The organism is Coleofasciculus sp. G3-WIS-01 (genome assembly GCF_040223135.1).
Lineage (GTDB): Bacteria > Cyanobacteriota > Cyanobacteriia > Cyanobacteriales > Coleofasciculaceae > Coleofasciculus.
In genome coordinates, this window is the sequence record NZ_JAVJZI010000107.1 from 1 (window position 1) to 20,698 (window position 20,698).

Sequence of the window (20,698 nt, forward strand, 5' to 3'; positions counted from 1 at the left end):
AGACTTACAGTGAATCCAAACTGGGGAAGTATTTGGAAGTGTGTATCAGTTAACGGCTCGGTGGTCTATTCAACTCTTAACGTTGCCAGTCCTGTCTCTGGCAATCCCCACGCTCCACGTTAGTAGCGTGGGGTTGTTGAAATTATCATTGCGGTTGCGATCGCGCTTCCCATCGGTTTAATTCTGCGACAGATTCGACATCGACAAAAATAAACTAATAATCATCCTCCTCATCCAGCATAATCGTCTTTTCATGAGACACTTGTGTCTCTTCCTTCGCGCCCGCCTCTAGCGGCTCCTCCTCAGTTTCCGACTCATAGAACTCCCAATCGTCTATCTGTTCTGTCTCTCCAGCATACTGCTGTGTATCCGACACAGACGGTGGTTGTGCCATCTCATCCACTTGCTGCGTCTCCCCACTATACTGCTGTGTATCCGATATCGGGGCGTGGGTAACCCATTCATCCAGTTGCGCCGTCTCCCCAGCATATTGCTGTGTATCCGACACCGTAGCTTGGGAACTGAACTGCTCACGATTAAACTGTTCAGTTTCCCCATCATAGCGATTGCTTCCTTGAGAGTAAATCGTCGGTAACATCGGTTCCCCTTCAGCACTCTCAATAAAAATCATCGGTTCATCTTCAAACAAATGCTCCTCTTCAATGGTTTTCATAAACGGAGATACAACCAACGATTGGTAATACACCTGAAATTCCTCCCAAGAAAAGAACGCCCCACTTTTAACCGCCAACTGTTTATTCGGTTCATCTAACTGAGCATCTACTAAACAAGCATTCGTCAAATTCGCCGAAGTCAAATGGGCACCCCGCAAATCCGCCCCCAACAAATTCGCCCCTTCTAACTGCGCCCCCTTAAGATCCGCATCCGCTAAATTTGCCCCAACTAAACTTGCCCAGGCTAAATTTGCCTGTTGCAAATTAGCCGCCGATAAATTAATCCCACTTAAATCAGCAGTAGACAAATCCGCCTGCCAAAGGTTAGCCTCTGCCAGCATCACCCGATGCAAACAAGCTTGAGATAAATGAATCTGAGCCAAACTTTGTCTCGCCCGTTGCCAAAACGTCGTCGGAGAAAGGGCAACGGTGCGACCAATAAAACTTAACAATTGATCGGCATCAAAGTCCTGGGAAATCTCGGGATTGCCACAGGGCCAGAAGGGAAGATTCGCTTCTCTGGCTACCGAACAGAGGACTAAAAACACATTTAATCCCACAGTGGCATCAATTTGTAACGTATTCAAGGGATTTTTCAGATCCCGCAACTGTTCGTGAACCTGGTGAGCCACCCCTTCATCAAACCAACGTCCGCGACAGTAGGCGCGATAGAAGCGATAGAGCCGTTGATATAGTACCGGGAAAGAAAAAGCATCCGCATTGCGCTTTTGCTCCCGTCGCAGTCTCTCTATCACCAATTCCTCAATTTGAGGAGACAATAAACCATATCCCAACAACCGATAAAGATGCTCAGCCACATGGATAGACGAGTCAATCACAAAAGAGACTTCCCCATACTGATTCGGCATCTTTTGCGCCAATACCTTCAGTTGTAGGGCAATTTCTTCAGCGGCTAAGTAGTCTCCTAAACTGGGGTGAGAAAACTCAATCGACAGGGGTGCTGATGCCGCTTTCTGGGAGGCAGGGGATTGACGCACTGCTGGCTTCACCCCTTCCCCAGCTTGATCTCTGGGTTGGGTGCGGAAAAAGAATGTGGGTAAGGGTTGGGTAAAAGACTCCGGCGTCATTTCCTGAGCCTGGAACCGATTTTGGATCACCGTTTGCGTCACTTGATTTTGACCCGTTTGCAAAATCGTCAGTGCTGTCCCATGCATTTGACGGCGTAACTTTTGCGGGGAACGTCCTTCTAAGAGATTCGCGATCGCTTCTAGAGAACGCCCCGCATGGGAAAAACCTTCTCGAATTAACTCTAATAAAGGTCCACTCCCACTCGCCGGTTCCCCCAGCAACCAGCGACAAATCCGGTCATAGATTTCAAACTTAACCTCAGCCGGACTCATTTTAAAGATGCGATCATCAATTAAGGCATCCCGATTTAAAATTCCCACCAAATACAGCATCAGGGGACGAGTCAGCAGCGCCACCAAGTCTGGATTCGGAGATTGCCGGTGAAACACGCCGCCATGTTTTAAGAAGTTAAAATACGACTGGGCAATCGACTTGGATTGCAGTCTTGCCCACTGGAGAAACCACTTACGGAATTCCTCCTGCGCCATGGGTTCAATGGCAATGCGCTGGAGTCGGCTTTGTAGGGGAGGTAAACTACTATGGCGATATTTACGAGCCAACACCCCATTTAAGGTAATCGGACGACTCGTCAGGATAATCTTGTGACGAGGAAAACTCGACCCACTGATTTGGGTATGGAATCGCATCACCTGATCCATAAACGTCCACAAGTGACGCTCAGTCTGGGGAGAACGAGGCAATTCATTCAAACCATCTAAAATCAGCAAACAAGGGGGAGAACTGCGGGAAAACCAACCATCGGTATCCGTAAACCGTCCCACCGGAAATGCCGTCTCCAGGGTTTGCTCCAAGGTTTGACCTAAGGTAACATCCCGCAGGCGAATAATTACAGGCATCCACTGCGGATAAAGCTCTTGCGCCACCTGGGCGGCTAACATCTGACAGAAACTGGTCTTGCCACAACCGCCATCGGCTTCGATTACGGCAATACTATTCTTATCATTCAGTTGAGCCATGACCCATGCCATTAAATCCGTCGGTGGGGAGGAAGCCGCCGCCAGATAGGCATGATCTAGATCCTGTTGGCGGCGCCGTTCCCGGTTTTCTTGTCCAATCGTGGCGGGAAGGCGTCTCCCTTTCAGGGGAACGTAGATTTCCTTGAGGGAAAACGGTTCAGCGAATAAGGGTTCACTTAAGGACACACACAGTTGTGCCCGATAATATTCCCGATCCAAATCCAGCATCAATTGGGGAGTCGAGAACTCTTGCTCCTCATCCTCGTCTTCTGGGGGAGTGTTGAGTGTATTACTTAAATGACCCAACCGGACAAACTTTTGCAGTTGCGCCAAGGGCAGTGCATTTTCGGCAATCACCCGGAGTAAATGACCCGGGAGTCCATTACTCAACCGTTGGGTTAATAACTTAGCTTCCGTTTCCTCCGCCCCATTGGCGACAAACCACGCGATCGCTAAATTATTCATCTGCTGCACCAGAAACGAATTCGCCACAGAGGATAAGGCTTGTTCGGCTTGGGAATCACTGAGTCGTCCAGGGCGCAAGGTTTTGAGCAGGGCGATCAATTGGGGCTCAACCAGGGGTTCATCGGTATTCGGTGACGCCGGGACTTGGGCGCGATTCACCCAGGGTCTTCGCAGTTGGGCTTCTTGCTCTAAAATTCCTTGTAAGGCGTTCAGATAAGCCACCTGAAAACTCAGCCAGGTGCCTTCACTCCGGCGTAATGGCTTCCTGCGACTCAAAATCCGCAGCAAGCCCACCGTTAACTGAGACAAAATCGGTGCCACTTGCCAAGCGACGGTTAACGGTAACTCCAACACTTCCGTCAAGACACTAATCGCAAAGGGATTAAGACTCTTGACCTCCATGTCTTGGGCAATACGAAACGCAATACCCGCCAACTGGGCGTTATCCTGTCCCAGTTGGGCAAGTTCAATGTGGCGTTCTGCTAGCCAATGGCGAATGCTCAGGCTCATGCCACCCTAACTACTCCAAAACGATTCCTCATCCTATTGTGGACTCTATTGGACTAAGTACAAATCACCCTTGCCTTGTGGTTAATCGGGAATACAATAAACGGTGAACAATGAATTATCAATTGTTTTCTATCTGTGTCCAAACGAGACTTGCCCCGATTTCATCTCCATACTTCCCAACCTGCTCGCCCACCTCGGGGACATAAGTTAGTCATCCGACTAGCAAGAGGCTCTAAGGCATCGAGTTTAGCAGAAACGGGACAATCAAACGTCGAAGTTGCAACAGACAGGCACTCCAACCCAGCCCGAGTTCGCCGCCAACGTGAGTTTTGGCAGTGGTCCTTGCTGTGGTTGATGATTGTGTCCGTTATCGGAAGCATGGTCATTGGTGGTATCCTATTACTCACTAAACTGCCACCCCCTGCCAATTGCGAGCGCATTTCTCCTTTATCCACGGATAGCGAACGAATATACTGCGCTCAACTTGCCGCCCAATCGGGGGAATTCGAGCAACTCCTGGAGGCGATCGCGATCGTCCAATATTGGTCGCCAAACCATTCTCTTTATCCCCAGGCGCAGGAACTGCTGCGGGAATGGTCCGAGATGGTGCTGCAATTTGCCAGAGACACTCTGAATCAGGGAAACTATGGTGATGCCCTGAACATGGCGATGCAAATTCCCGTAAGTAGTCCCCTGTATCCTGAAGCTCAAGCCCAAATCGCCACCTGGAAACAGGAACGAATACAGGCTCAGGCAATTGTCAGTCAGTTTCAAGATGCCCTGAAAGTTCAAAACTGGCAGCAGGCGGCTCAGCTAATGACTCAACTGTCACGCCTGAATGACCCCTACTGGAGTGTATCCCGCTATGATAGCCTGATGAAACAGTTGGCGGCGGAAAAAGAGGCTTGGACACAACTGCAAGAGGCACGGGATTTAGCCAAATCGAATCAACTGAGCCAGATTAAACTTGCGATCGCGTTGGCGGCAAAGGTTGATCCTAACAGCTATATTAAAGCTCAAGCTCAGAGTGATCTGTCGAATTGGAGTCGCACGTTACTCCAAATTGCTGCCGCTCGCTGCCAAAATCAGGATTATCAGGGGGTTATTGATATTGCCCAAGGGATTCCGATTAATACTTCTCTGTATCAAGAGGCTCAAGATTGGTTACGCTTAGGGCGGGCGGGCAAACTGGTGCAACAAAACACCATCCTCGCCTTCATTGATGCCTTAACCGCCGTTCGCCAACTCGATGCTAAAAGTCCGGTGCAAAAGCCAGCCGCCGCCCAAGCGGTTCAGTGGGAGGCTCAGCTGCAAGATCGCCTCCAGTTAAGTCTTGCCCAAATGACTGCCAGTTTCGAGCAACGCCCCCTGCTACAGATGGCAATCGAACAAGCTACCCTAATTACACCCACTCGCCCCCAACGCATCAGATCACAGACATACATTGCCCAGTGGCGCAAACAGATTCAACAAATCGATGATCGTAATACCCTCAGAATTGCCCAACAACTTGCAGCAGGTAACACCATTGATCAGTTAAACGCCGCCGTCGCCCAAGCCCGTAAAATTGAGCTAGGTCAACCCTTACGCATCGAAGCCCAAAGCGCGATCGCGAAATGGAATCGCCAAATCGAAACCCTAGAAGATCAACCCATCCTCGATTTAGCCCGCGCCTTCGCCCAACGCCGGGATTTAATCGCCGCCATTTCCACTGCCAATCAAATTCGTCCGGGTCGAATGCTGTATGCTGAATCTCAAGCTGCGATCGCCCAATGGGTTGCCCAAATCCAAACCGCCCAAGATCGTCCCATCCTCGAAGCCGCCGCCGCCCTAGCCGCCCAAGGACGATTTGACGCCGCCATCGCCACCGCCGCCCAGATTCCCCCAGAACGAGCGCTCTACCAACAAGCCCAAGCCGCGATCGCTTTTTGGAAATCCCAATTCCCTAACCAATGACAAATGACAAATCAATCTACTCAAATCCTACTCATTGACGATGACCCAATTTTCCGATTAGGTTTAGTCACTGCGTTGGCAGCTTTTGCTGATTTAGAAGTTGTTGCTGAGGTTGATACAGCAACGGCAGCACTAGAACGCTTAACTACCTTACTACCCCAAGCACAAGTTAATTTAATCATTTTAGACTTGGCATTAGGGCGATCGCTGGGGAGTCCCCTAACCGGACTATCCTTATGCCAGCAACTCAAGACCGATTATCCCGACCTACCCATCTTACTGCTAAGTGCCCCATCTGAACCCAATCAGCTTGCCGCCGCCAAAGGCTTAGGAGTAGAAGGCTACTGTGCTAAAGGATGTGCCATCACCTTAATTGTGGAAGCCATAGGACAAGTTAAAGCGGGTCAATCCTATTGGCAAATGTTACCCATCCCAACCCATTCATTACCTCCCCCACGTTGGCATAACCAATTACGCCAGTCAGGATTACAACAAATTGAAGCGGCTTTAAGACAGGTAACCGCGCAACTCCAACAGGGTAATTTATCCCGCCTCGATTGGTTATTTTGGACGGGACGCCGCCGAGAATTATTGACAGCCCGGTGGATCGTAAATCAGCTTTTACCCACAGATGGCGCAATTGTACCATCTGATAATAATTATGCCGAACCTTTACCCCGTTTAACCTCTTCATCTCCTCGTCCTCCTGTCCCCCAAAATTCTCTGCGCCAATCCTCTACAAGTGCCTTATCCAAAACCTCCTCTGAGGCGTTGCAGTTTCAACCCTCGACCCCCCAAGGGATGACATTAACCAAACTGGATTCAAGTTTGGCAAATTTGACCAACACTCCCTTAGAAATTGATATTCTGCAAGTAGAAAGACGCCGGGAATTACTCCGTACCGTTCTTTACAAGTTTGAGGAGATGCTAGATGCCTTGCGCTTTTCCCAGGTGACTAGGGAGCAATTGATCCAGAAGCGATCGCGCTTGTTGCATGATTTGTGGCATGTTTCTTTAACTGACTTTTTTGGTCAATACTCGACCTTAGCCGTGGGCAATCAAACGATAGAAATGGTTGATATTTTGCGGCAAAATCGGGATATTGTGCAAAGGGCTATTTTGGATAAAATTCCTTTAGTGATTGAGTTAGTAGCCAATCGGCTATTTGAATCTCCGTTAATGATTGATAATGTGTCCTATCCGGCTCATACACCAGAAGCCATGGCGCGGGCAGAACTGTTATTACAAAATCTGATTATTCAAGTCGCTAATGGTGTAATTCAGCCGCTGTTAAATTCATTTTCGGATGTTGAAATAGTTAAACATAACTTTTATGATAAACGGTTGATATCTTCACGAGAAATTACTAGATTTAGGAATAATTTATCCTGGAAATATCGACGGGACGAATTAGTAGATGAACCCAGATCTATTTTTGAGAGTCGCTACAATTTGTTTGTCTTGAGCGATATTGGGATAAAAAAAGTAGCAATTTATTCCCCTCGGCGTCAAGAGTTAGAAGAGCTACAGGGTACTCAATTAGCCGTAACCATCGCCTATGAAATCCGGGATGCGATCGCGCCGCGTTTGCGGGGTATAGTTGGCTGGGTTGGCAAAGGCGTGGTTTATGTTTTGACGCAAGTCTTAGGAAGAGGTATTGGTTTAATTCTTAGGGGGGTTATTCAAGGCGTGGGTAGTGCATGGCAAGATACCTGGTTTGGCAAAAATGGAGAGCGGGGAAAGTAATATCAAATTGTGTTCAAGCGTAGGGGCGGGTTTTACCCATAACCTTTTGCCACCAACTGAGAACTTGACTCGCGCCCGCCCTTTTCCCAGATCCGGGAAAAAATTAGACGCTGACCGAGTAGTATTCTAACCTTGAAATTATACTACACAAATAGGCATTCAGGAGCAAATTTTAATCAAAAATTGCGATTGTTTTCTTGCCTGAATAGTCTAACCAACCAGGAGAGAAACCGGGAATCTTGACGAACATGTTGTTCAGACCAGATTGTACCATCAGGCATAATTGCCCCACTCCAATCTGCTCCATTAAGATTAGTCGCACTCACATCTGCGCCACTCAAATTTGCCCCCTGTAAATCTGTCTGTTCTAAGTTAGCCCAATTTAAGTCAGAGTTGCTCAAGTTTGCACATCTCAACTTAACGCGACTGAGGGTAGCCCAGTTCAAAATTACCCCACTCAAATTTGCCCCACTTAAATCCGCTCCCGTCAAATCTGCCCAACTCAGAATTTCTTCACTCAAATTGACACATTGAAAATCCCGTTGTCCTGATGCATACCGCTGCAGCAGCTCCTCAGCCGTCATTTTTATCGATCTATATTTTCTCAATCGATTGTTTTGGATATGATAGACATAAGGCTTTATGGGTTCTTTACCGATACAGAAATAAGCAAGCTGCATACTGTTATATCCCCGATAAATTGACTTTGCAATTTTCTAGCATTTCGGGGAAAATGTAATTGAACTAAATCTTAAAATATAGTGAACGTGATCGCACTAAAGGCTAAACTAAAATCCGCTTTAAGCGTGACAGGAGAATCGCCGACACCTGACGTAAAGCAATGCATAAGAGTGATAAATATCACAAAGGGGCGACTGGGGATTGGGGATTGGCGATTGGCGATTGGCGATTGGCGATTGGGGATTGGCGATTGGCGATTGGCGATTGGCGATTGGGGATTGGGCTCTCGCATTTGCGCTATGCGTGTTGGCATAAAACCGAGACATCTGGGCGCAAATGCGAGAGCCCCTACGAATGCTCCCCCATCCCATGCATCACGCCGATTTCATTTGGGAAATCTGTTCTGGTAACGTGAGAATCTCTACCCCCTCTTGCGTGACAGCTATCGTATGCTCAAATTGAGCCGAAAGCTTACGATCTTTAGTCAGAGCTGTCCATTTATCCGCCATAATTTCCACTTCCCATGTCCCTTCATTAATCATGGGTTCAATGGTGAATACCATACCGGGACGTAGACGCTTTCCTTTACCGCGAGTACCATAGTGAGGAACCTGGGGAGCCGTATGAAATATCCGATTAATACCGTGTCCGACAAAATCTCGCACCACAGAGAAACCATGAGCTTCGGCGTATTCCTGAATAGCAGCCCCAATATCACCAATGCGATTTCCGGGTTTCACGGCGGCGATTCCCCGCATCATACATTCGTAGGTGACTTCAACCAGTTTTTTGGCGGTGGGTGAAGGTGTACCGACAAAGAAGGTTCGAGACGTATCCCCGTGAAATCCATCCAGAATCGGGGTCACGTCAATATTGATAATATCCCCATCTTGGAGAATTTGTTTAGCACTGGGGATACCGTGACAGACGACTTCATTGATACTGGTACAAATTGACCGGGGAAAGTCATGATACCCCAGAGGAGCGCTTTTTGCTCCATTTTCTTGAGTCCAGCGTTCGGCTTCATCATTAAGTTCCAAAGTACTCACCCCTGGCTGAATCATGGGTTCAATGTGATCCAGGAGTTTGGCGGCTAAGCGTCCAGCTTGACGCATTTTTTCGATTTCTCGGCTCGATAGGAGAACAATTCTTTCTGGTGCCATGAGTATTTATGCGGTTATTTCCCTATTCAACGAGGGGTGTATCTGTTTGAGTCTTTCTTCACTTTACTAGGATCGCTTGCCTATTCCCCACGCTTCGTTGAATATTGACAGGGTCATTCGTCATTCTGGAAGCCCCATGCCGTCCTGATAAGGCGGCGATGGGATGGATAGGGCAAGGGTTTCCATCCCCATCCAATCAATTCTTATGCCTTGGAGCCTTCTACCTGGTAATCCTCTACCTTCTTCATCAACTCTTTACATGAGAATTCAGCAATTACCCGACTATTCTGTTGAGTGTCGCTTAAAATAATAAGTGAGTTGTTATACTCATTAAAAAGGTAAGAATAACAATTTAGGTCGGCTAAGACATATTTAAATTACCTATTGCTTGTTCCCTGTTCACTTTGCCAAAATCTAAATAGGTGGTTTGAAGGGACAACAGCTTAGTCACATCAACAGCCTAATAATCTGTCCGTTTAACAAGGGTTTAATTTATACTGATTTGTCTTCCTTCGCTGTGGGTGCAAAATGTACTTGGCTCAATGTCTGCTACGTTTAACGGCGTAACAATTTTAACCAAATCTTATCCCTTGAATATCTATAACTAATCATCGGAGATAGTAAGCCGATTTTTTTGAGATGCCATGACAGAGCTAGCCCTAATCCGCAAACCCATTATTCAACCGACTGAAATCCTGAGTCAGTTAAAAACAGGACAACTCCTCAGGGTAAATAGTACTCATGGTAATGCTATAATTATACGTCATCGTCATCATGCAGAACTTGCCGGTCCTGGTGCTGCCGTTGGTGGACTTTTCGATGCAGATTGCACGCGAGTGATTCCCATTGGTACGCTTTCGTTAGTGTATCCTGAATCGCGGTACGAACGCCAGAAAGCTTATCTATTACGTCAGCGCTGGATTTTGTTTACTCAACATGCCATGACAACTTATGTGCCGCTACACCGTGCCAAAATCTTATTAAGTTTACTCTATAAATATTTCGACGCCCAGCTTATTGATGAACTCTCAGATGAGGTGATTGCTCAGTTAGTTGGGGTTTTGCCGAAAACGATTGATAGGGTGCGTCGCTCTGGCATGTCACAGACTTTCAGAAAACCCCAGCCGATAGAATCCCTAGGGGTTTAACTCAATTAACAGTAATTATGGTACGATGAACGAGGCTCCACTTGCCGCCCTTAGCGCTTCTTAGGGGAAACAATTTTCTGTTGGCACATAAAACTGCTATAGTTTAAACTAATCTTTTAAGAATTCTTCGTTAATTATGAAATTCGTTAACGAGTTAAAAACGCCTGCTCTCTGGCAAAAGCTACAATGGGTTTTTGATCCGGTTGGTTATATGGAGAGTGCTGCCCAGCGTCATCCTGACCTATTCACGGCTCGGATTAGCTCGGAAAAACCCTTTGTTTTTGTCCACCATCCCCAAGCCTTACAGCAAATTTTAATCAATGATAGACAGAAGTTAACAGCTCCCGGTCATTTGAATACATTAATACAACCTTTAGTCGGTCAATACTCTCTACTTCTGTTAGACGGGGAAAGCCACAAACGAGAGCGAAAACTTTTGATGCCTTCGTTTCATGGAGATCGTATGCAAGTCTATGGGAAGTTAATTGGTCAACTCACAGAGAAAGTGATCCATCAACTTCCCCTGGATAAACCATTTAAAGCCCTTGATGTTACCCAAATGATCACCATAAAGGTGATTATGCAAGTGATATTTGGACTCTATGACGGAGAACGGTGTGAACAGATTATCCAAAAATCTCGGAGTTTACTCAATTTCTTGAATTCTCCCTTAACTGCCAGTTTGCTATTTTTTTCATCCCTGCAAAAAAATTGGGGGGTATGGAGTCCTTGGGGATACTTTTTATACTTGCAGAAGCAACTGGATAATTTGCTTTATGCTGAAATTAGCGAACGTCGTCAAAACCCTGATCCAAATCGAACGGATATCCTTTCTCTACTCATATCGGTTCGAGATGAAGCTGGTCAAGGCATGACTGATCAAGAGTTGCGCGATGAATTGCTTACATTTTTGTTAGCGGGTCATGATACAACAGCACTGGCAATGGCTTGGGGATTATATTGGATTCATCGTTACCCTGAAGTTCGAGAAAAACTAATTCAGGAGTTGAATAGCTTAGGAGATACACCTGATCCTCTAAGTATTTTCCGACTCCCTTATTTGACTGCTGTGTGTAATGAAACGCTACGGATTCATTCCATTGCGATGTTAAGTTTCCCCAGGGTAGTACAAGAACCGATTGAGTTATTCGGACATCAGTTAGATACAGGGACAATACTCATGGGTTGCTTGTATCTTACCCATCAGCGTGAGGATCTCTATCCAGAACCGAAAACGTTTAAGCCCGAACGATTTCTCGAACGTCAGTTTTCTCCATCTGAATTTATTCCCTTTGGGGGTGGAACCCGTCGTTGTATGGGTGAGGCGTTAGCCCAGTTTGAACTCAAGTTAGCTTTAGCCAAAATTGTGTCATCCTACGAACTGGAATTAGCTGAGAATCGACCTGTAAAACCTCAACGTCGAGGTGTTGTACTGGCGCCTAAAGGGGGTGTAAAAATGATCCTCAAGGGTAAACGGACTTCTCAAAATGAAAAGAACGCTTCCTTGAGTTTAGTTTCAACAACCCTGACTTAGCTAACGCTTGAAGTCAGGGATTGCCGGACAAACGGACCCTTTAAACCGTTGAATACCGCATAGAGTCTAAACCTGGTACAAACTCTTGGATACTTCCCTAGTCCAAGTTATCTTTAAGGCTTTTTGTCGAGTCGCTATTCAGTTAGGACATCTTGGTTTAGATGCGGGAAGGGACTACACACTTTCACTCGTGAGGTTTATCACCATGCTACGAGTACCAGTTCTATCAAAATCGGGCAAGCCATTAATGCCAACCAAAGCTAGTAGAGCTAGACGTTGGTTAAAAGAAGGTAAAGCCAAAATTTCACACAACGACTTAGGATGTTTTGCCATTCAGTTAACCTTTGAAACAGAGGAGGATACTCAGCCGATAGCCATAGGTATAGACTCCGGCAAGTGTTACTCAGGCGCCGCCGTTCAATCGAGCCTTGCTACCCTTTGGATGGCTCATTTAGTCCTACCGTTCAAAACAGTTAAAGAGCGGATGGAGTTACGGCGGGTTATGCGCCTTTGCAGACGAGGAAGGCGGATTAACCGAAAGTTACCCTACTCTGAGCGGTGTCATCGTCAAAAGCGGTTTGATAATCGCAAGCAAGCCAAACTACCTCCCTCAATTCGAGCCAATAGACAGTTAGAGTTACGGGTAGTCAAAGAGATGTTTAAGTTGTTCCCCGTCAGCGCCATTCATTATGAGTTGGTTATGGCTGACGTAGACAGAACCAGTGGTCGTAAATCGGCTCGGTCTGGCGTTGGCTTCTCTCCAGTCATGGTCGGTCAAAAACAAATGTTGACTTGGTTGTCTAAACTAGCTCCAGTGACAACCCACCAAGGATGGCAAAGGGATGGTAATGGAACTAGCCAACTTAGACAGTGGCTAGGATTAGCCAAAGACAAGAAAAACAAAGCTTGCTCTACACCAGCGACACACGCCGTTGATGGTGTGACCCTAGCCGCGTTTGAGTTTACACAATGGCGAGAATGGCACTCTAATCAGGCTAAATATGGCAACTGGTGTGGTGATGTTCAAATCACACCTGCGCCATTTGCAGTAATCCGCAGACCACCAATTAGCCGCAGACAATTACACTTGTGCGTTCCATCCAAGGGTGGTAAACGGCGCAAGTATGGCGGTACAGTTACCCGTCATGGGTTCAGAAAGGGCGACAAGGTTTTAGCTGAAAAAGCTGGAAAGGCTTACATCGGCTGGTGTTCTGGAGACACTGAGAAGCAGGTTTCAGTTAGCGATGCTAGCTGGAAAAGACTTGGGCAGTTTACTGCCAAGAAAGTTCAGTTGTTGCAGCGAAGCACGGGGTTAATCGTCGTGCCTACAACTGGATTGTCAAATCTCCCCTTATTGAAAGGGTCGATTTGACCTCTATCCCTCTCTACCCTGCTTCGCTGAGGGTAGAGTCTCACGAGATATACGATGAATGCCACTGAATTAAGGCTGGTGGGCATTGCCCACCCTACGGTATATCAAGGGTTTTGGCACTACCAAAATGCTTATTTTAATTAAAAAATTAGTTGATAAAGGGCGATTGGTTTTTCGCTTTCCTCAAATTGTCGCTGTCCCATCGGTTGCGGTGGCTGGGGTAGATGGTTCGCGATCGCCTCATAAACGCTATGAGACATACAAATCCCGCCAGGAGGGGCTTCTGCGGTGAGATGATGGGCAATTTTGACACCGGGTTCACTAACGCCTGTGTAACAAAAAATAACATCTTCCCAATGGATGCCAATCCGATAATAGAGTTCTGGATTTGAGTCCCTTTGAATGGCTGATTGAAGGGTTAATTGAATCTCTTGGGCAAAGTTAACCGCTTTCAGGGAACTGGGAAACAGGATTAACATTCCCTGATCAATTGATTTGAGAATTTTGCCGTCAAATTCTTGAGCAAGCTGGACAAACAATTGCAAGTCTTGGTAAAGTTGATTAAAAGTATTTTCCGGATGCGCCAGCAGGTTAGTGGTTAAGTTGACCCCCTCAATCACCACCAGGCTAGCTGGGTGGGTTTCTGGGGATAATTTCAAGCCAAGCGGTTTTAGGCGATCGCGAAAATACTGGTGATACAATTGACAAGGCAGACTAACCTTGCCCTGATCAACCCGCACCAGTCCCAAATTCTGCAAGCGAGCGGTAATAATGGGATCAAATTCTACAGGTGTTGATGAATTAACCACTTGCATCAAGGCACTCATCAGTTCTGGATCATGATGGAGATACCATAAGCACTGGTGCAAATGCTCCCGATAAATGTCTGTTTCCCCTGTAACGGTTGCCAAGAATTGGTCAATGGGAATCTTTTCTGTTTTAATCGCATTTAAAGTTAGCTGGACAAGATAAGGATGACCCCCTAAAAGCTGATACAATTGCTTGACCTGCTGGGGTTGCCAACTGAATCCATGGCGAATCACTAAATCTTGGACTTGTTCCCTGGTAAACTCTGGCAACTGAATCGATACATCTGCTGTAAACTCTATAGAATTAATCCCAGACATGGCGTAAACTTCAGTAGAATGCACAATCACTAGGCGCAGGTTTTGCCAAATCTGGCTACATCTATCCCCATAGCTGGCTTTTTCACCCCAGGTTTGCAGCAAACGAAAAAATTCACTAGCAATTTCTGGATAGTTAAATAGCACATCAGCGTCGTCTAATGCCAAAACCAAGGGATTACCGAGTTTTGGTAATAGATAGGTTTCAAAGTAATAGGTGCTGTTGGCATTTCCGCCATATATATCATCCCAATAGATTGGCACTTGATGAGGTAAATCCAACCCCCGTGTCACAACCGCGCAGAACCATTGCAGGAATCGATTTAAATCACGGAATATCGAGGACTCTGCTAGTTGAAGATTTAAGGCGATTGTATCAAAGCCTTCCTCTCTAGCTTGCTGAAGGATGCGCGTCATCAGAGAGGTTTTACCCATCTGTTTAGGGGCAACAATTTGGATGGAACTCCCCGGTTGCACCAGGGTTTGGTGACAAAGGGATTCAATGGGCAGACGTTCGATATAAAAGGGAGAATCGAGAGGGACTGGACTTTTGAGCGGAACTTGATCATAATTAGATGATTTGCTGTCTGCTTTGGTATAATCCTTAGGATTAAGCGTCAGATCAAAGGCGCTGAAATAAGACATCAACGTTTTGCGATCAACAGGTATTGTGCGCCGTCGTACCTTGATCAGGGTGTTTGGACTTAAATGGGTACGTTCACTTAATTGTTCCAGGGTGTAGGGTTTGCCCCCATTATCTTGAAATACTGATTTGCGCTGCGCTGCATTTAGGCGTTGCCAACCTTGAACGGAAAGAATAACTCCCCGTTGACGCTGGGGAGGCTGATGTCTTCGTGGCATTCAGGTTAAAAGTCAGAATTTGGTTAAACCGTTTATTTTAAGCGGAAAACGTGAAAAAACGGTGAACGCTTTACCTGAACCCGCCGAATTTTCCATCAACATCACCAAGTTAGTCGTTAAGTTGTGAACTTAACTTGTGATCTTGCGTTGTATTATTTGGGGAGTAAGGGCAAACTGCAAGAAACAAGTTGATAAGGCAAGTGCCTTAGTGATTACAATGATGGGCATTATCGGTACTTTAAGTGACGTATCCTTACCTGAGATTTTTCAGTTACTTGAAAAGGGCAAAAGAACGGGACTGCTGACGATTCGTGCTTTTTCTCCAGCTACTGTGACTTACTACATCTGGGTCAAACAGGGTCACATTGTCGCGGCGGCGCATCGGCGAGATGGGCAAGGGTTAATCTCCCTTATTGCCAAATGTAAATTGGTTAGCGATCGCGTGTTAACTAAACTGGTTCAATGGTGTTGTCCTGTCAATCAGCCATTAGGCGTATGTTTAAAAGAACAAGGGGTTTTAACTCGCTTAAATTTAGAACAACTGTTTCAAATTCAACTGTTGCAGCAATTGTCTGTGCTTTTTCAACTGCAAGATGGTTCTTTTCGATTTGATTCCATGGCTGTAATTCCCACTCAAGAAATGACCGGGTTAAGTATTCCGGCGACAGAAGCAACTTTAATGGGATTGCGTGTTTTACCCAATTGGGATATTTTGGCGGCTAAATTACCTGATCCGAATCACGGTTTACTCAGTACAATTGCCGGTTATCCTTCCTATCGGCTAGATACATTAGAATGGCAAATTTGGCAGTATAGTAAAGGGGCTGTATCTCTTCATGCCATTGCCCAACATCTAAAATTTCCCGTAGAACAGGTTCAACATATTGCCTTTAGGTTGATTAGTATGGGGTTGGCTGAAGCAATACCTTAAACGCCGTTTGTAGTAAGCGCTTTAGCGCCATAAAAGTTCGCTTGAATAACTACAACCGTTTAACTTAATTAAATATCACTCGTTTGTAGTTGCGCTTTAGCGCCATAAACATTCCCTTGAATAACTACAAACGTTTAACTCAATTAATCACCCACGTCAGTTAAACCGTCTGGGGTTGAAACCCAAGGGTCAACGATAAAGTCAGCTAAAGCTGACTGGATAAGAGTTGAAAACGGGTTAAAAAACTTCCCCTAGTAAGCTTTAGGTTCCGGAATTTTGTTTTCTGGCTTAACTTACCTCTGTTTTTGATCATCCCAATCTAGATGTTTTACCCCCCATTCATGCATCGCCTCAAGAATCGGGTTGAGACTCTCGCCTAATGGTGTCAAAGAATACTCAACTTTTGGCGGAACTTGCAGATAAACCTGCCGATGTACAATACCATCGGCTTCCAGTTCTCGCAATTGTTGCGTCAGCATTTTCTGGGTAATACCATGTAAAGCCCGATGTAACTGACCAAAACGCTTCACCTCTTCAAATAATTCCCGCAGAATCAAGACTTTCCAACGACCGCCAATAACCTCTAGTGTGCGTTCTACAGGACAAGTGGCGCGTTCACTCTCTACGCTTTTGGTTGCCATAGTATCTTTTTGGTAACTAACTTACTTTAAAGTGCATACTTCCCATAATAGCTGTATGGGTTTTATAGTTGAACTATACAAAATCTAATGTTTTGAGAAAACACTGATAAGCAAAAGGACAAAGGACAAATGATTAATATTCGCAAATCTCAAGAACGAGGACATGCTCATCATGGTTGGTTAGACACCTATCACACCTTTTCATTTGCTAACTATTACGATCCGAACGCTATGGGATTTCGTACCCTGCGGGTTATGAATCAGGATCAGGTTAGTCCGGGTGCAGGATTTGGTACTCACGGACATCGGGACATGGAAATCATTACCTATGTTTTAGATGGAGCGCTAGAACATAAAGATAGTATGGGAAATGGTTCCGTGATTTATCCTGGTGATGTACAACGGATCAGTGCGGGTACAGGTATCCGCCATAGTGAATTTAATCATTCAAAGACAGACTCAGTTCAGTTCTTACAAATTTGGATTTTACCCGATAAAAATGGACATAATCCTAGCTATGAACAGCATAACTTTGGCATCGCCAAGCATCCCGGACAGTTTCATTTAATTGCTTCAGGTGATGGGAGAGAAAAATCCCTAACAATTCATCAGGATGTAAACTTATATGCAGCCATCTTGACAAAGGGCGATCGCGTCACTCATTCTCTGGCACCTCAACGTTATGGTTGGCTACAGGTAGCGCGAGGTACGGTTACGGTGAATGGGTTAGCTTTAGAGTCAGGTGATGGTGCGGCTTTGAGTGAGGAAACAGATGTGGTGATAGCGGCGACAACCGATGCTGAAGTTTTACTCTTTGATTTGGCATAATCTGAACTCTTGGGGGTGCATGCGGTAAGAGAGATCCCCCCAACCCCCCTGAAAAAGGGAGTATGTCATCTTTGTAGGTTGGGTTGAGGAACGAAACCCAACTCCAGATTAGCCTGCGGTTCAAATATGCGGTAAGAGAGATCCCCCCAACCCCCCTTAAAAAGGGGGGCTTTCAGAGAATTTGTTGAAACAGTAAAGCGACTTTATCCAAATCTTTATCTCCGGGAGATCGCTCAACACCACTCGATACATCAATCCCATTGGGGTGCAATCGTTTCAGCGCTTCGAGAATGTTTTCTGGGGTTAAGCCGCCAGCCAGAAACCACGGTAAAGGGGGATGAAATTCAGCCAGGGTTTCCCAGTCGAGAGTCTTACCCGTACCCCCTAGCATCTGGGGATGGTAAGCATCCAGTAACAAGGTATCGACGTAATTGACATAGCGATAGGCTAAGTGTAAATCATCCGGGGTTTTCACCCTCAGGGCTTTGATCATTTCAATCTCAGGTAAGAATTGCCGCAGTTGGGTGCAAAATTCGGGGGATTCATTACCATGGAGTTGGATGGCACTCAATCTCCCTGAGGTAACCGTGGCGCAGATTTCTTTAACGGAGGCGTTGGCAAATACGCCGACAGTATCCACCGATATCGTCAACGAGTCTACAATCGATCCGATTTGATGGGGGGTAACATAACGGGGAGAAGCCTGGACACAAATGAATCCTAGGGCGGTTGCACCCATTTGCGCGATCGCTTGTCCTTGTTCTGGTTTGGTAATGCCGCAAATTTTTACCCGCATCGATAGCAATGTTCTCCTTTTATCGGCAAATTGTTAAATATTAAAACATTTTGTTAATTTTCTCCCCAGAATTTTTTATTATTTGTTCACTTGTGTCTGTTGATCAAGAAAAGGAGAATATACAATGCTTAACATAACATTCGCAGGGGTTCAATCCACTGTACCTCCAACCCCCTCATGGACACCCACCGTTGGGCTAGTGATGATTATCTGTAACCTGGTGGCAATTGTTGTAGGTTACTACGCGATTCAGAATCCTGGCGTAGGACCCGATTTACCTCTGCCTAAACCTGCCATTTTCAAGCGTTTCGGTGTAACCGAACTGTTGGCGACGGCTAGTTTGGGTCATCTTATTGGCGCGGGTGTGATCTTGGGATTGACGAACGCGGGAGCGTTCTAAGTTGGGAGGCTCAGATCCCCGGCTTCTTGAATCAGTCGGGGATCGAAAAGCTGATATCGTAGAATACGGCAACCCCCTAGTGCAGCGCGGCGGAAGTCCTTGAGCAGCTTTGTCTATGCTGTTAAAGCAGGGGGAGCAGGGGGAGCAGGGGGAGCAGGGGGAGCAGGGGAAGCAGGGGGAGCAGGGGGAGCAGGGGGAGCAGGGGGAGCAGGGGGAGCTGTTAACTGTTCAGTTATTTCTGCCTTCTTGCACTAGTCTAGGTAAACGCACAGGAAGAAAAACGTTGGTACAGTCAAATTGGCGAATTGGCTCCTTATTCGGAATACCATTCTTTATTGACCCATCGTGGTTTTTTATCTTAGCCCTAGTCACCTTCATTAAGGCGGGGAATTTCGATGGGAGTTTTCAGTCAATTTCCGCCTGGAGTCTGGGGTTGGTGATGGCGCTATTATTGTTTGCCTCAGTGTTATTGCATGAACTGGGGCATAGTTTAGTGGCGCGATCGCAGGGAATTAAGGTAAATTCGATTACTCTGTTTATCTTTGGCGGCGTGGCGGCGATTGATCGGGAATCCCAGACTCCGGGTGATGCTTTTCAAGTCGCGATCGCAGGTCCTCTGGTTAGCCTCTGCCTTTTTGGTCTATTCTATGGGTTAACTCAGGCACTGCCGACGGAAAATCTGGGATATCTGGTGGCGGCGGATCTGGCAAGAATTAATCTGGTATTAGCCCTATTTAATTTAATCCCTGGATTACCCCTTGATGGTGGACAAGTTCTCAAAGCGGCAATCTGGAAGCTGACGGGGAATCGCTTGCGCGGGGTGCGTTGGGCTGCACAGGCGGGGAAACTGATTGGCTTTTTCGCGATCGCGCTATCTGTAGGACTGGCGTTATTAACTGGAGTCTGGACTCTCCTGTGGTTGGCGTTGATTGGCTCTTTTGTGTATCGCAATGCCAATGCTTATGATCGCCTGACAATCTTACAAGAAATCTTACTCCAGCTTCAAGCCTCTGATGCCATGACCCGCGATTTTCGTGTCCTGGATGCCACAATGAGCTTACGGTCTTTGGCGGATGAGTACATTCTGGCAGATATTCAGACGCATAAGCCCTATTATGCCGCGTCGGAGGGACGTTATCGCGGTTTAGTCAAGATTCAAGATTTACAAACAATCGAACGCAGTCGCTGGGAAACGGAGTCCCTGGAGAGTCTGGTTCACCCGTTATCGGAGATTGCCACAGTCGAGGAGAAAACCCCGTTAATAGAGGTGATTAAGACTCTCGAAACCTGTCAGCTAAAGCATATTACCGTACTTTCTCCCGCCGGCGCGATCGCGGGGGTTATTGACCGAGGCGATATTGTCCAAGCTGTTGCAGGGCGTCTGAATCTGCCGATTTCCCAGGAGCAAATCCAGCAGATTAAGGCAGAGGGGAGTTATCCATCCTGGTTAAAACTTTCTGCGATCGCTCAAGCTACAACTTCATAGAAGGCACAATGAAAATTGACTATAGTTTTGTATAAAATAATTCGTTAAACGGGATATACATACTAAAACCAAGTTTTATCGTGTAGGGGCGGGTTTTACGGATAATGTTTGGCAAAAACGGATAACTTGACTAAACCCGCCCTGATTCAAAATTCACTGGTGATTCCACGGTTTCGACATTCAGAGTTCTAGATGCCAAATCTTAGTTAAATAAATGTAATTTTTAGCAATAAGTTGTTAAATCAAAGTCTTATTTATGAAGATTCAGTTATGGCGATTTTAAAATGTTCTAGAAGCGGGACAAGTTCACAACGGG

Annotated in this window: 17 protein-coding genes; 10 read left to right on the forward strand and 7 right to left on the reverse strand. The window is 46.2% G+C overall.

Annotated features, from left to right (window positions below):
* Window positions 1-214: 214 nt before the first annotated feature.
* Window positions 215-3,715 carry an NACHT domain-containing protein gene (locus RIM23_RS11090; RefSeq protein WP_446367022.1) on the reverse strand — a complete coding sequence of 1,167 codons (3,501 nt, stop codon included), beginning with the start codon at window positions 3,713-3,715 and terminating at the stop codon, window positions 215-217.
* Between the two features lie 135 nt (window positions 3,716-3,850).
* On the opposite strand from RIM23_RS11090, the gene RIM23_RS11095 reads away from it, so the two are divergent.
* Both RIM23_RS11095 and RIM23_RS11100 read left to right on the forward strand, forming a co-directional pair.
* Window positions 3,851-5,671 (forward strand): hypothetical protein, encoded by a 1,821-nt coding sequence (locus RIM23_RS11095; protein ID WP_446367024.1) that lies wholly within the window; start codon window positions 3,851-3,853, stop codon window positions 5,669-5,671.
* 3 nt (window positions 5,672-5,674) lie between these two features.
* Window positions 5,675-7,417 carry a DUF3685 domain-containing protein gene (locus RIM23_RS11100; protein WP_446367026.1) on the forward strand — a complete coding sequence of 581 codons (1,743 nt, stop codon included), beginning with the start codon at window positions 5,675-5,677 and terminating at the stop codon, window positions 7,415-7,417.
* A gap of 176 nt (window positions 7,418-7,593) precedes the next feature.
* On the opposite strand, the gene RIM23_RS11105 is transcribed toward RIM23_RS11100, so the two are convergent.
* From RIM23_RS11105 to map, 3 genes are all read right to left on the reverse strand, one after another.
* Window positions 7,594-8,097, reverse strand: coding sequence for a pentapeptide repeat-containing protein (locus RIM23_RS11105; protein WP_446367028.1), 504 nt, complete (start codon window positions 8,095-8,097; stop codon window positions 7,594-7,596).
* Between the two features lie 71 nt (window positions 8,098-8,168).
* Window positions 8,169-8,411: a hypothetical protein gene (locus RIM23_RS11110; protein ID WP_446367030.1), complete on the reverse strand. Its 243-nt coding sequence runs from the start codon at window positions 8,409-8,411 to the stop codon at window positions 8,169-8,171.
* Window positions 8,412-8,472: 61 nt separating this feature from the next.
* A complete protein-coding gene (map, locus tag RIM23_RS11115; RefSeq protein ID WP_446367032.1) occupies window positions 8,473-9,261 on the reverse strand; it encodes a type I methionyl aminopeptidase in 789 nt (262 codons plus the stop codon).
* A gap of 644 nt (window positions 9,262-9,905) precedes the next feature.
* On the opposite strand from map, the gene RIM23_RS11120 reads away from it, so the two are divergent.
* From RIM23_RS11120 to RIM23_RS11130, 3 genes are all read left to right on the forward strand, one after another.
* Window positions 9,906-10,409 (forward strand): hypothetical protein, encoded by a 504-nt coding sequence (locus RIM23_RS11120; RefSeq protein ID WP_446367034.1) that lies wholly within the window; start codon window positions 9,906-9,908, stop codon window positions 10,407-10,409.
* 136 nt (window positions 10,410-10,545) lie between these two features.
* Window positions 10,546-11,943, forward strand: coding sequence for a cytochrome P450 (locus RIM23_RS11125; protein WP_446367036.1), 1,398 nt, complete (start codon window positions 10,546-10,548; stop codon window positions 11,941-11,943).
* A 205-nt stretch (window positions 11,944-12,148) separates the two neighbouring features.
* The gene (locus tag RIM23_RS11130) at window positions 12,149-13,315 is read left to right on the forward strand and encodes an RRXRR domain-containing protein (RefSeq protein ID WP_446367038.1); all 1,167 of its coding nucleotides are present in this window, start codon (window positions 12,149-12,151) and stop codon (window positions 13,313-13,315) included.
* A gap of 140 nt (window positions 13,316-13,455) precedes the next feature.
* On the opposite strand, the gene RIM23_RS11135 is transcribed toward RIM23_RS11130, so the two are convergent.
* Window positions 13,456-15,300 carry an AAA-like domain-containing protein gene (locus tag RIM23_RS11135; protein WP_446367040.1) on the reverse strand — a complete coding sequence of 615 codons (1,845 nt, stop codon included), beginning with the start codon at window positions 15,298-15,300 and terminating at the stop codon, window positions 13,456-13,458.
* A 136-nt stretch (window positions 15,301-15,436) separates the two neighbouring features.
* Between RIM23_RS11135 and RIM23_RS11140 the strand changes: the two genes are divergently transcribed.
* Window positions 15,437-16,231, forward strand: coding sequence for a DUF4388 domain-containing protein (locus tag RIM23_RS11140; RefSeq protein WP_446367042.1), 795 nt, complete (start codon window positions 15,437-15,439; stop codon window positions 16,229-16,231).
* A 293-nt stretch (window positions 16,232-16,524) separates the two neighbouring features.
* Here RIM23_RS11140 and RIM23_RS11145 read toward each other — a convergent pair whose 3' ends face one another.
* Window positions 16,525-16,872 (reverse strand): winged helix-turn-helix transcriptional regulator, encoded by a 348-nt coding sequence (locus tag RIM23_RS11145; protein WP_446367044.1) that lies wholly within the window; start codon window positions 16,870-16,872, stop codon window positions 16,525-16,527.
* A 129-nt stretch (window positions 16,873-17,001) separates the two neighbouring features.
* Between RIM23_RS11145 and RIM23_RS11150 the strand changes: the two genes are divergently transcribed.
* On the forward strand, window positions 17,002-17,700 hold the full coding sequence (locus RIM23_RS11150) for a pirin family protein (protein WP_446367046.1): 699 nt from the start codon (window positions 17,002-17,004) through the stop codon (window positions 17,698-17,700).
* Between the two features lie 172 nt (window positions 17,701-17,872).
* Here RIM23_RS11150 and RIM23_RS11155 read toward each other — a convergent pair whose 3' ends face one another.
* Complete coding sequence (locus RIM23_RS11155) at window positions 17,873-18,496, reverse strand: phosphoribosylanthranilate isomerase (protein ID WP_446360000.1); 624 nt, start codon at window positions 18,494-18,496, stop codon at window positions 17,873-17,875.
* Window positions 18,497-18,620: 124 nt separating this feature from the next.
* Between RIM23_RS11155 and psaK the strand changes: the two genes are divergently transcribed.
* The 3 genes from psaK to RIM23_RS11170 all read left to right on the forward strand — a co-directional run bounded on the left by psaK (window position 18,621) and on the right by RIM23_RS11170 (window position 20,382).
* Window positions 18,621-18,896 (forward strand): photosystem I reaction center subunit PsaK, encoded by a 276-nt coding sequence (gene psaK, locus RIM23_RS11160; protein WP_446367048.1) that lies wholly within the window; start codon window positions 18,621-18,623, stop codon window positions 18,894-18,896.
* A 99-nt stretch (window positions 18,897-18,995) separates the two neighbouring features.
* Entirely contained in the window at window positions 18,996-19,151 is a 156-nt protein-coding gene (locus tag RIM23_RS11165; protein ID WP_446367050.1) for a hypothetical protein, read from the forward strand.
* Window positions 19,152-19,179: 28 nt separating this feature from the next.
* Window positions 19,180-20,382 carry a site-2 protease family protein gene (locus RIM23_RS11170; protein WP_446367052.1) on the forward strand — a complete coding sequence of 401 codons (1,203 nt, stop codon included), beginning with the start codon at window positions 19,180-19,182 and terminating at the stop codon, window positions 20,380-20,382.
* The last annotated feature ends 316 nt before the right edge of the window (window positions 20,383-20,698 follow it).

Bases quoted from the DNA above. Each gene is read 5' to 3' on its own strand.
- RIM23_RS11155 (WP_446360000.1), bottom strand. From the start codon at position 18,496: ATGCGGGTAAAAATTTGCGGCATTACCAAACCAGAACAAGGACAAGCG.
- RIM23_RS11135 (WP_446367040.1), bottom strand. From the start codon at position 15,300: ATGCCACGAAGACATCAGCCTCCCCAGCGTCAACGGGGAGTTATTCTT.
- RIM23_RS11130 (WP_446367038.1), top strand. From the start codon at position 12,149: ATGCTACGAGTACCAGTTCTATCAAAATCGGGCAAGCCATTAATGCCA.
- RIM23_RS11090 (WP_446367022.1), bottom strand. From the start codon at position 3,715: ATGAGCCTGAGCATTCGCCATTGGCTAGCAGAACGCCACATTGAACTT.
- map (WP_446367032.1), bottom strand. From the start codon at position 9,261: ATGGCACCAGAAAGAATTGTTCTCCTATCGAGCCGAGAAATCGAAAAA.
- RIM23_RS11120 (WP_446367034.1), top strand. From the start codon at position 9,906: ATGACAGAGCTAGCCCTAATCCGCAAACCCATTATTCAACCGACTGAA.
- RIM23_RS11100 (WP_446367026.1), top strand. From the start codon at position 5,675: ATGACAAATCAATCTACTCAAATCCTACTCATTGACGATGACCCAATT.
- RIM23_RS11125 (WP_446367036.1), top strand. From the start codon at position 10,546: ATGAAATTCGTTAACGAGTTAAAAACGCCTGCTCTCTGGCAAAAGCTA.
- RIM23_RS11145 (WP_446367044.1), bottom strand. From the start codon at position 16,872: ATGGCAACCAAAAGCGTAGAGAGTGAACGCGCCACTTGTCCTGTAGAA.
- RIM23_RS11150 (WP_446367046.1), top strand. From the start codon at position 17,002: ATGATTAATATTCGCAAATCTCAAGAACGAGGACATGCTCATCATGGT.
- psaK (WP_446367048.1), top strand. From the start codon at position 18,621: ATGCTTAACATAACATTCGCAGGGGTTCAATCCACTGTACCTCCAACC.
- RIM23_RS11105 (WP_446367028.1), bottom strand. From the start codon at position 8,097: ATGCAGCTTGCTTATTTCTGTATCGGTAAAGAACCCATAAAGCCTTAT.
- RIM23_RS11110 (WP_446367030.1), bottom strand. From the start codon at position 8,411: ATGCCAACACGCATAGCGCAAATGCGAGAGCCCAATCCCCAATCGCCA.